At 39.1% G+C, this 13,622-nt stretch carries 11 protein-coding genes; 4 read left to right on the plus strand and 7 right to left on the minus strand.

Annotated elements, in window-relative coordinates; all coding sequences use genetic code 11:
• Positions 1-121: 121 nt before the first annotated feature.
• Entirely contained in the window at positions 122-1,582 is a 1,461-nt protein-coding gene (locus AZE41_RS07870; protein ID WP_067207731.1) for an IS1182 family transposase, read from the minus strand.
• Positions 1,583-1,844: 262 nt separating this feature from the next.
• On the opposite strand from AZE41_RS07870, the gene AZE41_RS07875 reads away from it, so the two are divergent.
• A complete protein-coding gene (locus tag AZE41_RS07875) occupies positions 1,845-2,828 on the plus strand; it encodes an NAD(P)/FAD-dependent oxidoreductase (RefSeq protein ID WP_067207734.1) in 984 nt (327 codons plus the stop codon).
• A gap of 1,269 nt (positions 2,829-4,097) precedes the next feature.
• On the opposite strand, the gene AZE41_RS07885 is transcribed toward AZE41_RS07875, so the two are convergent.
• The 3 genes from AZE41_RS07885 to AZE41_RS23205 all read right to left on the minus strand — a co-directional run bounded on the left by AZE41_RS07885 (position 4,098) and on the right by AZE41_RS23205 (position 7,341).
• On the minus strand, positions 4,098-5,204 hold the full coding sequence (locus AZE41_RS07885) for a DUF1648 domain-containing protein (protein WP_067207739.1): 1,107 nt from the start codon (positions 5,202-5,204) through the stop codon (positions 4,098-4,100).
• Positions 5,205-5,208: 4 nt separating this feature from the next.
• On the minus strand, positions 5,209-5,592 hold the full coding sequence (locus AZE41_RS07890) for a GntR family transcriptional regulator (protein WP_067207742.1): 384 nt from the start codon (positions 5,590-5,592) through the stop codon (positions 5,209-5,211).
• Between the two features lie 237 nt (positions 5,593-5,829).
• On the minus strand, positions 5,830-7,341 hold the full coding sequence (locus AZE41_RS23205; protein WP_231885793.1) for a polysaccharide deacetylase family protein: 1,512 nt from the start codon (positions 7,339-7,341) through the stop codon (positions 5,830-5,832).
• A 501-nt stretch (positions 7,342-7,842) separates the two neighbouring features.
• On the opposite strand from AZE41_RS23205, the gene trhO reads away from it, so the two are divergent.
• The gene (gene trhO / locus AZE41_RS07900) at positions 7,843-8,817 is read left to right on the plus strand and encodes an oxygen-dependent tRNA uridine(34) hydroxylase TrhO (RefSeq protein ID WP_067207745.1); all 975 of its coding nucleotides are present in this window, start codon (positions 7,843-7,845) and stop codon (positions 8,815-8,817) included.
• A 74-nt stretch (positions 8,818-8,891) separates the two neighbouring features.
• Here the strand turns inward: trhO and AZE41_RS07905 are convergent, their stop codons facing one another.
• From AZE41_RS07905 to AZE41_RS07915, 3 genes are all read right to left on the minus strand, one after another.
• Positions 8,892-9,140: a hypothetical protein gene (locus AZE41_RS07905; RefSeq protein ID WP_067207749.1), complete on the minus strand. Its 249-nt coding sequence runs from the start codon at positions 9,138-9,140 to the stop codon at positions 8,892-8,894.
• Positions 9,141-9,845: 705 nt separating this feature from the next.
• Complete coding sequence (locus AZE41_RS07910; RefSeq protein ID WP_067207752.1) at positions 9,846-10,328, minus strand: hypothetical protein; 483 nt, start codon at positions 10,326-10,328, stop codon at positions 9,846-9,848.
• Positions 10,325-10,531, minus strand: a complete 207-nt coding sequence (locus AZE41_RS07915) for a helix-turn-helix transcriptional regulator (protein WP_370569981.1) — start codon at positions 10,529-10,531, stop codon at positions 10,325-10,327. Before AZE41_RS07915 ends, AZE41_RS07910 begins: the two co-directional genes overlap by 4 nt.
• Positions 10,532-10,718: 187 nt before the next feature.
• On the opposite strand from AZE41_RS07915, the gene AZE41_RS07920 reads away from it, so the two are divergent.
• On the plus strand, positions 10,719-11,546 hold the full coding sequence (locus tag AZE41_RS07920; protein ID WP_067207757.1) for a DUF368 domain-containing protein: 828 nt from the start codon (positions 10,719-10,721) through the stop codon (positions 11,544-11,546).
• Positions 11,547-11,671: 125 nt separating this feature from the next.
• Positions 11,672-13,567, plus strand: coding sequence for a PrkA family serine protein kinase (locus tag AZE41_RS07925; protein WP_067207760.1), 1,896 nt, complete (start codon positions 11,672-11,674; stop codon positions 13,565-13,567).
• Positions 13,568-13,622: the final 55 nt, after the last annotated feature.

Raw genomic sequence — 13,622 nt, forward strand, 5'->3', positions numbered from 1 at the left:
GTACACATTTGATGGAGGGCACTGAAAAACTTACGTTATTAATTTCATAACTATCTTTTCAACAAAAATAGGCAACTTCCTGTTCGATTTTGAACAGGAAGTTGCCTATTTCTTGGTGTTTTTATTCTTTTTCTTTTAACAGTGTGATAATCCGCTTGAGATTGACCGCAAATATTGCTGTGGCCCCTTGTATTTCCATGCCAAATAGACCCGTAGATGATGCTGTATCATACCCGTGTCCATTTTTCAGCTCACTATTTTTCGCTTCAATTTTATAACGTGATTTTGCGATTTCTTTGAATTCTTCTGTATTTTGAAATGTCACTTGTTCTTTATGTTCAGTCGACTTAATTGTGACGCCATATGATTTACTTTTCGCACCTTCTTTATAACACCCTTCTTTTAAAGGACAGGTTTTGCATTTTTTAATGTCAAAATAATACGTATACTTTTGATTGGCACCTTGATTTTTCTTTCCTTCACGAGCTTTTCGAATCGCTAAATGCCCGGCTGGACAAACGTACATACCGGCATCCTTATTGAAATCGAACTCATCTTCCTTTTTTCGGTGACCTTCTGAAATATTTGGATTCAATTTCGAAACGAGTTGAATATCATTCGCCTTCGTAAATTGGAGATTATCTTTTTCAGAGTAAGCTGTATCCCCAATTACAGTCGCAATTGTCATCCCTGTTTGTGCGCTTTTTTCAATTAATTCTTGAAGGTATTTTCCATCGCTTTTTTCTCCTGTTGTCACAATCGCGGCGGTAATGATTCGTTCATCACTCATGGCAATATGTGTTTTGTAGCCGAAGAAAGAAGAGTCTGCTGTTTTATGACCGACACGGGCTTCAGCATCGGTCGAATAGTGGAACTGTTCGTGATAATCTTCTACGACCTCATTTAACACATTTAATTTTTCTGTAATCGCTGGGATATGGGCAATTTTCGGTTCATTTTCGATGACCGCGATTACTTCTTCACAGTAAGCTAATTCATCTTTAACTTCGTTAGAAGTGGTTTTCGGTGGGAATTTTTCTTTCATCGTTTCATCAAATTGATAAACCGTTTTTCGTACTTTTTTTGATTTCTCCTGTAAAAATTCTTTCGGTGATTTTTGATTATAACGTGCTTTTGTATGAGTGGCATCTACGATAATGGTTTTACTTTTGATGATTTTCTTTTCCAGTGCGATTTCAACCGTTTTCCCAATAAGCATGTCTAATAAGCTTACGTCTTTGAGACGAAGCCTACGGAATTTCGTGAGCGAACTTGAATCGATAACTAGATCTTCTGGTGCCATATCTAGAAAGAATTTAAATGACATATCATATTTTGAACGTTCAACAATGTCTACATCTGATACATCAAAAATAGCCTTTAACAATAAATACTTAAACATACGAATCGGAGGAATCGCATTACGCCCGTTGTCTAAACAATACTTGGTCTTCAATTCTTCTAAAATAAATGTAAAATCCACAAGTTCATTAATTTGACGAAGCATATTATCTTTAGGCACGACGATATCGTAAATCGCCATGAACGGACTTAAGTTGAGTGTTTCCTGGTTTGAAATCATCTAGAGCACCACCTGTATTTAATAACTCTATTATAAATGAAAAAGCGAGGTATTCGACAATTCAATCGTCGAGTACCTCGCTAAGTAGATTATATGGACTTTTTCAGTGCCCTCCATTTGATGTGTACAGGCCTTTTATTGCGTACCTTTAATTCGAAAATCAGATTATGTGTATTTTATTGTATTTTGTTAGATAATGTGTAGAGTGGATAGAGAAGAAGAAAACTTTTATCCGAGACTAATCTAATTGGAGTGTTTAACTATGAATAACGAAATCGTTGATATTACAATTATCGGGGGAGGACCGACAGGACTCTTCGCTTCTTTCTATGCTGGAATGCGTGAAATGTCGGTAAAAATCATCGATAGCTTGCCACAACTTGGCGGTCAGCTGATCGAACTGTATCCTGATAAAGATATATATGATGTGGGCGGATTCCCAAAAATTCTTGCGAAAGATTTCGTAGCGAATCTAGTAACGCAAGCTCATTATTCGAAACCAGAAATCCTTCTCGGTGAAACGGCTATGTCAGCAACGCGTGATGGAGATCATTTCATTCTTAAAACAGATAAAGGCGTTCATTTGACACGTACCATTCTTTTGACTGCTGGAATCGGTGCATTCCAACCACGTAAGATTGGTCTTCCTGAAGAAGTACTTTTTGAAGGAAATACACTTCATTACAGCATTAAGGATCTGACGATTTTTAAAGATAAAAATGTACTCGTTTGTGGCGGTGGGGACTCCGCGGTTGACTGGTCACTTATGTTGGAGGATATCGCTTCAACTGTGACACTGGTTCACCGTCGTGAACGCTTTACAGCACATGAGACGAGCGTTAATCAACTGATGGAATCGAAAGTTGATGTGAAAACTTCCCGTGCTGTGAAAGTGATTGAAGGGGAAGATGGCAAGGTTAGTGGCATTGTCTTAGCAGAAAAAGACGGAACTGAGGAACGTCTTGACGTCGATCATTTAATTGTTAACTACGGTAATATATCTTCTCTTGGGCCCTTGAAAGATTGGGGTCTAGAAATGGATCGTAACTCGATTATGGTTAACACACGTATGGAGACAAACATCGAAGGTATCTATGCAGCTGGAGATGTTACAAATTATGAAGGCAAGGTGAAGCTAATCGCAGTCGGACTTGGCGAAGCGCCGATTGCGGTGAATCATGCGAAAGCTTATGTCGATCCAAAAGCAAGATTGCAACCACTTCATAGTACAAGTATCTTTAGTTAAATATAGTTTATGGTAAATTGAAAAACCGCCTTGCGCGGTTTTTTTTTGCGTGGAATTCGGGAAAATATTTATAAGTAGTGATTCGCTTGAAACTACCTTGCGATATAGAACGTAATAGTAGTAGTACATGAAGAGGGAATTCTAACAGTGAAAAATGTTCGTGATAGTGGTTTTATTTACTGGAAGTTGAATTATAGAAAAAAGTTTATCATATATGTTGAATTAAAGAATCCCACTAAATTTACTATGGTGATCAATAAGGAGAGAGTATTAATTCGGGGTGCGGATTGTAGAACGCTTAGCGCTTTGGGGATGCCTTACGCAGTAAGCCTGGATTAGCGCTTCGCATCCAGTCTTACAGCTTCGGCGACCCCTTTGCCGCGCCTGCGCTAGGGTGTTCGTAATCGAGAGAAATGTGATTTCGAGATGTATATGGCGAGATTGTAAGGTATTACTATTTGATACTATAAAAATTGAAATAAAGAATTCCGTTGAATCGCTACGGCGCTAGGGGATGCCTCCCGCCATAAGCCAAGCAGCTTCGCCGCCAGTCTTATGGCTTCGGCGACCCCTGTTAAGGCGCCTTCGCTCAGTATATATACCGGATTCAACATATATAATTATAGTCAAGAAATCCGCACTCTAGGTTACAGATTTCATCCCAAATTATGAAATGCGCTTTCTCACATAGACCATCCAGCGAAGGCGCGTCTTCGTGGTAGCCGGAGTGATAAGACTGAAAGTAGTCTCCTTTCTGGCTTATCGCGGGAGGCATCCACAAAGCGTCGAAGCGGTATTAGTGGGAAGCCTAATTCATTCCAAATACTAAGGCTTTTTCAGTGGCCTCCCAAAAGTCCTTGTAAAGCGCATACGCCGTATTTATTTGTTCAACATATATAGAACTTTATGGCATATTCCGAATTGTATTGTCGTAATCATAGTACTGCTAATTTCAGCAATACCTGAACTAGAGAAAAAATTGGATTAAGGCTTTATTAATTACTTTACACTTATTTAAAATGAAAAAATGAATATCAACAGTAAAAATCATTTAGTGGTGCGCTATTTTGGTCAATCATTTCAAGCGGATGGGCTAGCTGTTAAGTGGTTTTTCACTAATGAGGGCTTTAGTAGAATGAGCAACAGAAAACCCACCTTGGCCAAGGTGGGTTTTCTGTTGCTCTAAAATAATACTCTGCATGGTTTGTAGCTCAGCTTATATACAGCTGTAGTGTATACGTTAACCTCTGAAACATACTGCTTTTAAAACTATAAAAAGAAAGTGATAGCCAGGATGAGTAGCAATGGAGCAAATAGGATGATGTATCCAATCGGGTTGGCGAAGTTGATGGTCCAACCGACACCGAATCTTTTCTCAACAAAAATGGAGGAATCGTCTTTATTCACATAAAAGATCCCAGCTTTCCAATACTTATCGTCATCGACGTCAGTAATACCAGCAATAGAATCATCTTCAATGTCAACATTGATCCGTGAGCCACTCTGACCGACTTTGAAAGCATAGATAGCTGTCGTTATAAGGACGATTAGTGAGAAACCCAACGGTAATGCAAGCATAAGTACTGCACTACCAAGTCCTTCATGGATTGTCGTAAGCTGTAGGAATCCTAAAAGAACAGTCATGAGTACGCTTATCATAAATAATAACCAACTCGTGTATTTACGGAACGATAATTGTTGAATTTGAGATGTTTTTCGTTTTGCGGCATTCAATTTAATGCCGGATTTTTTTGTGAATGCATTGATCCCAAGCATCATCCCTTGCATAACCAACAGAATGAGTAGAAGGGCAATTACGGAGAAAGGTGTTTTCGGACTAAAGGCATCTGCTTGGCCACTTGGTCCCCAATGTGTTGGAATCATACTAGGCATACTACTGTATTGGGTTGCAGTATAGGCAATTAAGCCAATAGTTATAATCATTGGTAAAGCATAAAGAAATGAAGGAAGCATTTCGTCTTTTGTTCGGATAGCTAAATCAGCGATTCGGACCTGTTTCAAATGTAAGCCCCATTCATTGAGTTGTTTAAGACGTGTTGTTTTTGCATGAAAGTAAAAATAGAGCCCCATACTCAAAAAGATGATACCGAACTGAATCGCTAATCCGGTTAAGATAATTTTGTCTTCCGTTAGGCTACTAGTGTTGGCCCAGGTAAAATAAGCAATCAGTGAAATGAGACCGGTAATGAAAATAGTTGCGGCATATATTTTCTTGAAAGAAGCAATTGTAGGGTCGTCTGTATGTCCTTCTGGAATCGTTACGCCGAACGCAATTGTCCGTCTCAATAAAAATGGGGTGGCGGATAGCAGTACAAAGAGAAAACCGATTATGACTAAAAATAGTGTAAGTTCCATTCCTTTACTCCTCCTTAATAGATAAAATGATAGATGAAATTAATTTATTAATAGCTTCAGGTTTCATCCCGAGCACGATTGCTTCTGCGATGATTGGTTTTATTTCTGTGGAAATTCTTTCAAGATGATCCCCACGAATGTCATCTTGTGAAAGAGGATTGACGATAGCTCCTGACTTTGGAACAATCCGAATGATTTCTTTTCTTTCAAGTTCATGGTAAGCCTTATTGACGGTATGCATATTCATGCCAAGGTCTGCTGCTAATGATCGAACAGATGGTAGCGCATCCCCGCCTACCAGTATTCCGCGAGCAATCGCTTCGATTAGTTGGGAGGCTAATTGTGCGTAAATTGGTATATCCGATTCCGGTTCGATTTGGATGAACATTTGATTACCTCCTAACTGTTCTAATTCTATTATAACAAATGTGTTCTATTATGTATAGAGCAAGTGTTGGTTTACATTAATCAATTACGCCTTGGCCTAGTTGCGCTTGCGCAATTAGCACCTTTCAAAATTTGTGACATCCGTTGGAGGCTTAACTTGAAACAGCAGAGTCTTCTACTGACTCAAGTTAAACTAAAAACCCCTGAACATCCAGTCCAGGGGGAGTAAAGTGACTACTTATTGTAACTCTGAAACTTTGACGAATGTATAACCTTCACTTTGCAAGTAAGCTAGAACTGCATCGAGACCATCCGCTGTCGATTGGTGAATATCGTGCATAAGAATAATGCTGCCATCTTTTGTCGCACCTTTTACATGTGCAAGAAGTTTGTCTGGATCACGGTGTTTCCAGTCAAGCGTATCTACATCCCATAGAACAACAGGTAAGTTTGTTTGGCTACGAACAGTTTTGTTAACTGCGCCATAAGGGGGCCTGAATGCAGTTACTTTCTGACCGGCGACATTTTCAATAATGGAAGACGTCTCGTTGATTTCACTGCGCACCTTTTCGACGTTTGCCTTTGTTAAATCAGGGTGGTTCCAGGTATGATTCCCAAGCTCGTGACCTGCTTCTTGTACTTTTTTTGCGATCTCCGGATAGTATTCAACCCGACTACCAAGCATGAAAAATGTTGCTTTTGCATCGTATTTATTTAACGTCTCAAGAATTTGAATGGTCACTTTAGGATCGGGCCCATCATCGAATGTAAGGGCAATTTGTTTAATGCCATCATCGACTTCTTCTGTGGATCCTTCCGTTTCATCTTCAGTAGTATCACTATCGTTGTTGCCTTGATTTGTAGAGGATTCTGTATCGTTAGGAGGCGTAGCTGGATTTTCCTCCTTCACCGGATCTTTGGTAATCGTATTCTCATCAGTATCTTCAACTACTAATTGGAACTTTTCGGAAAGTAAGCTGTTTATATCACTCACTGGAATTACGATAATCGGCGGACCGGCTGCTCCCGCTGCTAGTTCGTATTCATCGAAATAAAGAATAAGAGATTCATCCGTGATTGCGAAATTATCGAAGTTTGCCCAAATTGGTTCAGTCTGGAGATGCACTTCTTCCGGGAAAACGTGATCTGCAAGTAAAGGATCGTTGTAAATTGCTTCGCGTGCTAAAGTAGAAAGTTGTTCGAGATTTTTTGGATCACGTCCAAAGAGGTCCGCAATTGTAAATGTTTCTCCTGTTTCAGGATTCAAATGGAATGATCGAATATCGGTTGTACCGTTTGCCCCGCCGGTTGAACTACTGTTAACAAGAACAAACGAATAGTTTCCTGAATAATGGGAAAGGGTTTCAAAAGAAATGTTGAGCTCACCTGTGAATTTACTACCGTTTTTTTTGTTTTCTGCCATTGTAGTTAAATAGTTTTGTTTAGCTGTTGTTATGTATTTGGAAATAGCTTCATTGAATGGACTATGTAAACTTTGCGGATATTGAATGGCAAATGGAATATATGTATCATTAGAAGTTTCCGTAATAATTTTAATACCTGGATAATGGGAGTCAATCGTATCGATTACGACCGAAGTTGAAGCCTTGTTCTTTTCAGGAAGCGAAGAAGCCTCGTTCTTAGTAGTTTGTGAAATTAAATAGATGGCCGATACAGTTAATGCGATGATAGCTATTGAAAATGTAATGTCAATCCAGGATGAACGACGTTTTCGGTGCATATTTTTCATGTTGTAGGCTCCTTTACTGTTTATAAAAAGTTAGACGGATGAGTCTCGTTAATAGTTTCAAAAAGTTATATATATATGTCGAAATCTATCATTAAACATACTTTTATAGTATACATGAAAAAAAGAAATGTACCAAGTATTGACATAAAATACGGGAAAACTAATTAACCTTACTTAATAGAAGGGTAATTTGGGTATATATTGACTCGGAATAATTCTTGACCAACGTAGTTAAAGAAGCTTGCTACGTCCAGACTTCAGCGCCTAGAGGCTCGGGTCATGAGTCGCTCCTGCTGTGCGGTAAAAAATCGGCTTCGCCAGCTCGTCTTATGCCTGTCGCCTCTGAACAGGCGCTTGCGCTTTTGTCTATTTGTGATATAATATCAGCGTCCCGGATCTTGCAAATACGGGTTTGCTTTTGTATATTTACAATTATTTGTGAATAATCCGAGCCGGTTGTTGCTATAACATGCAATTATAAAAACAAGGTGGTTGGAAAAAATGGAAAAAAACGCATACCAGGTTCTTCTCTATTACAAATATGTAACGATTGAAGATCCTGAAACGTTAGCTGTTGAACATTTGGCGGCATGTAATGAAATAGGTTTAAAAGGTCGTATTATTTTAGGTACTGAAGGAATTAACGGTACATGTTCGGGAACCGTTGAACAGACGGAAGCGTACATGGACATGATGAAAAGCGATGATCGTTTCAAAGATATCGTTTACAAAATCGACGAAGCAGATGGACATACATTCAAAAAAATGCATGTGCGCGCTCGTGAAGAAATCGTTAACTTGAGCTTACCTGATGATATAAACCCAAATGAATTAACGGGTAATTACTTAAGCCCTGAAGAGTTCTTCAAGCAGATGCAAGATGAAGATACAGTTGTCATTGATGCACGTAATGATTACGAATTCGATCTTGGACATTTCCGTGGAGCAGTTCGTCCAGAAATTGAAAACTTCCGCGACCTGCCTGAGTGGATTCGCGACAACAAAGAACAGTTCGAAGGGAAGAAAATCCTGACGTATTGCACTGGTGGAATACGTTGTGAAAAATTCTCCGGTTGGCTTGTACGTGAAGGTTTTGAAGATGTTGGTCAATTGCACGGAGGAATCGTCACGTACGGAAAAGATCCTGTTGCCAAAGGTCAGCTTTGGGACGGACAATGTTACGTATTTGACGAGCGAATTGCGGTTCCAATCAATCAAGTGGAACATGTAATCGTCGGCCGTGATCATTTTGATGATACGCCGTGTGAACGCTACGTGAACTGTGCAAATCCGATATGTAACGCAAAAATCATTTGTTCTGAAGAAAATGAGCACTTGTATATGCGCAGTTGTACGGACGAATGTCGTACACACCCGCGGAACCGTTACTTCGTTGAGCATAACTTGACAGTAGAACAATATGACGAGCGTCTCGAAGCAATTGAACGTCGTAAAAATGAAATGCAAGCTATTTAAATGAAAAACGCCTAAACAGATTTATCTGTTTAGGCGTTTTTTGTTGGAAGTATAGAAAATATTTCGTCAGATTTTTATCGTAAATAATGGTGGCGATAAGAAATGTAATAAGCGATCAAAGCGGCAATCGGGATGGAAGAAGCAATCAATAAAGACAACATAAGCCGGAATTCTCCCTCGAAGATCAGGGCCAAAGCCATTGCCGCTAGGGCGATAGGAGTGAAAAGAAGTATGGCTGAAAGCGCATCTTTTACCGCTCTTCCAGTTATTACTGCTTCCCGCTCATCATTCGAATAAAATTCAGGCGAAATCATTTCCTTCATAATAAACCGACCGTCAGGACTGTTCTTTCTATGCTTATACTGCTGAAAACAAATGAGCCCTAATACAATCCAAAAGGAAAGCGTGAAATAAGGACTTGGACTATTGTGTGATGTATATATGTTGAATTAAAGAATCCCATTGAATCTGCTGTGCTTCTCGATAATGAGAGAGTTGTAATTCGGGGTGTGGATTGTAGAACACTTGGCGCTTCGGCGACCCCTTTGCCGCGCCTGCGATAGGGTGTTCATTATTGAGAGAAATGTAATCTTGAGATGTATATGCCGAGATTGTAAGGTGATTATTACTTGATACTACCTATAGTCAAGAATGACGCACTCCAGGTTGCAGATTTCATCACAGATAATGAAGTGTGCTATCTCAAATAGACCATCCAGCGAAGACGCGACTTCGTGGTAGCCGGAGCGATAAGACTGAAAGCGGCCTCCTTTCTGGCTTATCGCGGGAGGCATCCACAAAGCGTCGAAGCGGTATTAGCAGGAACTCCAATTCACTCCAAGTATTAGGGCTTTTCAGTGGTCTCCCAAAAGACCTTGTAAAGCGCATACGCCGTATTCATTTGTTCAACATATATAGTTGAATCATAATAAAGGGTGCCCGATACATGAAGACTAAATGTAATAATCATCAAAACTCTAAGAGATTAGGCTATCGTTAAGCTTCTCATCTATAATCCCCACCATTCATTACTTATGTTGCAGTACTTTAAATGAAATTAAATACGTCAGCAATCCAACTATAGGAATGGAGACTGTTGTAAAGAGTGGATACCAAATATAATCAACAAAATAATTTGGAATGAACATATAAGATCCAACAATAAAAAATGAGTAAACTAAAATAAAGACGAATGCATTACTGACTGCTTTATGTGTAATTTGAACAGCTCGTTCGTCTGAAACATCGTATTCTACGGCTAAGAATGCATTCAAAATAGAGTGTTTGTTTTTACGGACGAGAATAAATTGTATGGTATTTATGATGACAAATAAAATGACAATAATTATAAAAATAAACCCTGGCCATCGAGTGATAAAGACTTCAAACCCATCAATATAGCCTCGGTCCATTTGAATAAATAGCTGCTCTACCCTTAAATAATCAAAAACCATTACCGCTAGAGATAACAGTAGCATAATCCTTAAAAACACTGTAATGTACATACTCATTTATTTTTCTCCTCTTTTGAAAAAATTCTCTCAATCGGCATTTCAAACACTTCTGCGATATTCATAGCTAATAGTAGGGAAGGGGTGTAGCTACCCTTTTCGAGCGAGACGATTGTCTGTCTTGTTACCCCAACCTTGTCGGCGAGATCACCTTGTGTCAAATTGAAACGCGCTCTTAATTCCTTCACGCGGTTTGTAAGCAAATGGATTCCTCCTTGCTGAATGTTAAGTTGATTGTATAGTATGATATTCCTTTTGTAAAGTTAACCATACAAAAAGGATACTTTGCTTTACATATAGTAGGCTTAAATTGTCACTTACCCTCTTACTTATAAGCACGTCAAAGTGTTATACTAAGAACAGTCAATTGATATTGGAGGAACTATAGTTATGCAGTGGAGAAATTTATATCGTGGATTCTTTATGGGGATTAGCGATCTTATTCCTGGTGTGAGCGGAGGAAGAATTGCGTTCATTTTGGGTATTTATGATGAATTACTAGCATCGATTAACGGGTTTTTCAGCCGTAATTGGAAAAAACATATTGGGTTTTTATTGCCATTAAGTATTGGAATCGGTACTACACTTTTACTCTTCAGCAGGGTAATCGAATACTTACTTAAAAATCAGCCTGCGCCAACTCAGTATTTCTTTATGGGGCTTGTCGTCGGCGTACTACCTTTTATTACAAAGCAAGCAGGTGTGAAAAGAAATTTTACATGGCAACATTTCATAGTCATTCTATTAGTTGGAGGAGCACTCGCTTCACTGGCATTCATTAAACCACAAGATACAGCGGTCATTACATCTCTGACTGCCTCCAATACGATTGGACTCTTTTTCGCTGGATGGGCGGGAAGTATCGCCATGTTATTGCCGGGTATTAGCGGTTCATTCATTTTGCTGGTTTTGGGCGTTTACTCGACGGCAATTGGTGCATTATCAAACTTTAATTTATCAATTATCGCTGTTATCGGTGCAGGAATCATTGTGGGGTTCATCGTCAGCAACAAAGCAATCAGTTATTTGCTGAAGCATTTTAAGTACATCATGTTTGCTGTGATTATCGGACTTATTGTAGGTTCGTTATTCGTCATCTATCCCGGGATTCCTGAAAGTGGAACACCGTTTGTCATGAGTGTCATTGCGTTCTTTACAGGTCTCGTCGTCGCGAATATGTTCAGTTCACAGAACAAAACATCAATCGTTAATAAGTAGTGAAAAGTGCCACATCTGAAACGGATTGAACCGTTTCTGGATGTGGCACTTTTCATATTGACCGTCATTATAACTTCCCTCCTCGCATACTATGGATAAAACATGCCCTGACTGGAGGGAAATTGATGGATATATTAAACAAAGTAAGAAATTTCCGAGAAGAAGAAAACAGACTTAAGTGGGAAGGCACGTTTGCTGAGTACCTAGCCATAGTGAAGGACAGAAAAGAAGTCGCACAAACAGCACATTCACGTGTTTATAATATGATTAAAAGCTCTGGATTAGTGGAGAAAGATGGTAACAGGCTCTATCAATTTTTTGGAGAAGAGATTTTTGGACTTGAAGAGTCAATTGAAAGGCTTGTGGAAGAATACTTTCATCCCGCAGCTAAAAGACTAGAGGTTCGTAAACGGATTTTGTTGTTGATGGGACCAGTGAGTGGTGGTAAATCTACAATCGTGACTTTATTGAAACGCGGACTTGAGAACTATTCTAAAACAGACGAGGGTGCGGTTTACGCCATCAAAGGCTGTCCAATGCATGAAGATCCGTTACATTTAATCCCGCAGCATTTACGCAAAGATTTTTTAGAGGGGTATGGTATTCGTATTGAAGGAAGCCTGTCGCCGTTAAATTCTATGCGACTTGAACAAGAATACGATGGTGAAATTGAAAATGTACTGGTAGAACGAATCTTTTTCTCGGAAGACAAACGTGTCGGTATTGGAACATTTACACCTTCCGATCCAAAATCACAGGATATTGCGGATTTAACGGGAAGTATCGACTTTTCTACAATTGCCGAATTTGGTTCCGAATCGGATCCGCGTGCTTATCGCTTTGACGGTGAATTGAATAAAGCAAACAGAGGCATGATGGAATTTCAGGAAATGCTGAAGCTGGATGAGAAGTTTCTATGGCATTTATTATCGCTGACCCAGGAAGGTAACTTTAAGGCGGGCAGGTTCGCGTTGATTAGCGCAGATGAACTAATTGTCGCGCATACCAACGAAACAGAGTACCGATCTTTTATTGCCAATAAAAAAAATGAGGCTCTTCACTCAAGAATTATTGTAATGCCGATTCCTTATAATCTAAAAGTTAGCCAAGAAGAGTGTATTTACGAAAAAATGATTAAAGAAAGTGATATGACGCATGTTCATATTGCTCCACATGCATTTAAGGTAGCTGCGATATTTTCAGTGTTGACACGTCTGGAAGATTCTAAGAAACAAGGAATCGATGTTGTAAAGAAAATGCGTCTTTACGACGGGGAAAGTGTTGAAGGATTTAATCAAATGGATGTAGAGGAATTGAAGAAGGAGTTTCCGAATGAAGGAATGAACGGCATTGATCCACGTTATGTCATCAACCGAATTTCATCGGCTATCATTCGAAAAGAAGTTTCTTCAATTAATGCACTAGATGTCTTACGTTCTTTGAAAGATGGGCTAGACCAGCATGCTTCCATTTCACAAGCAGACCGTGAAAAGTATATGAACTATATTGCAATCGCAAGAAAAGAATTTGATGAAATTGCAAAGAAAGAAGTACAAAAAGCATTCGTTTATTCATATGAAGAGTCCGCGGTATCGATGATGGATAACTACCTCGATAATGTTGAAGCCTATTGCAATAAAAACAAATTGCGAGATTTTTTAACAGGAGAAGAAATGAATCCGGACGAAAAATTGATGCGTTCCATTGAAGAACAAATTGGTATTTCGGAAAATGCTAAAAAAGCTTTTCGAGAGGAAATTCTCATTCGACTTTCCGCTTATGCAAGGAAAGGAAAGCGTTTTGACTATAATTCCCATGAGCGTTTGCGAGAAGCCATTCAAAAGAAACTGTTTTCAGATTTAAAAGATGTTGTCAAAATTACGACTTCATCCAAAACTCCAGACGAATCGCATCTTAAAAAGGTGAATGAAGTCATCGCACGACTTATCGATGAGTATGGTTATAATTCAATTTCGGCAAATGAATTGTTGCGCTATGTTGGAAGTCTACTAAATCGATAAATGCTGGAAGATAAAAGAACAAGACTGATGAAGTATTGGTCTTGTTTTTTTCTAA

This window comes from Sporosarcina psychrophila (assembly GCF_001590685.1).
Taxonomy (GTDB): domain Bacteria; phylum Bacillota; class Bacilli; order Bacillales_A; family Planococcaceae; genus Sporosarcina; species Sporosarcina psychrophila.

Bases quoted from the DNA above. Each gene is read 5' to 3' on its own strand.
- AZE41_RS07870 (WP_067207731.1), bottom strand. From the start codon at position 1,582: ATGATTTCAAACCAGGAAACACTCAACTTAAGTCCGTTCATGGCGATT.
- AZE41_RS07875 (WP_067207734.1), top strand. From the start codon at position 1,845: ATGAATAACGAAATCGTTGATATTACAATTATCGGGGGAGGACCGACA.
- AZE41_RS07885 (WP_067207739.1), bottom strand. From the start codon at position 5,204: ATGGAACTTACACTATTTTTAGTCATAATCGGTTTTCTCTTTGTACTG.
- AZE41_RS07890 (WP_067207742.1), bottom strand. From the start codon at position 5,592: ATGTTCATCCAAATCGAACCGGAATCGGATATACCAATTTACGCACAA.
- AZE41_RS23205 (WP_231885793.1), bottom strand. From the start codon at position 7,341: ATGAAAAATATGCACCGAAAACGTCGTTCATCCTGGATTGACATTACA.
- trhO (WP_067207745.1), top strand. From the start codon at position 7,843: ATGGAAAAAAACGCATACCAGGTTCTTCTCTATTACAAATATGTAACG.
- AZE41_RS07905 (WP_067207749.1), bottom strand. From the start codon at position 9,140: ATGAAGGAAATGATTTCGCCTGAATTTTATTCGAATGATGAGCGGGAA.
- AZE41_RS07910 (WP_067207752.1), bottom strand. From the start codon at position 10,328: ATGAGTATGTACATTACAGTGTTTTTAAGGATTATGCTACTGTTATCT.
- AZE41_RS07920 (WP_067207757.1), top strand. From the start codon at position 10,719: ATGCAGTGGAGAAATTTATATCGTGGATTCTTTATGGGGATTAGCGAT.
- AZE41_RS07925 (WP_067207760.1), top strand. From the start codon at position 11,672: ATGGATATATTAAACAAAGTAAGAAATTTCCGAGAAGAAGAAAACAGA.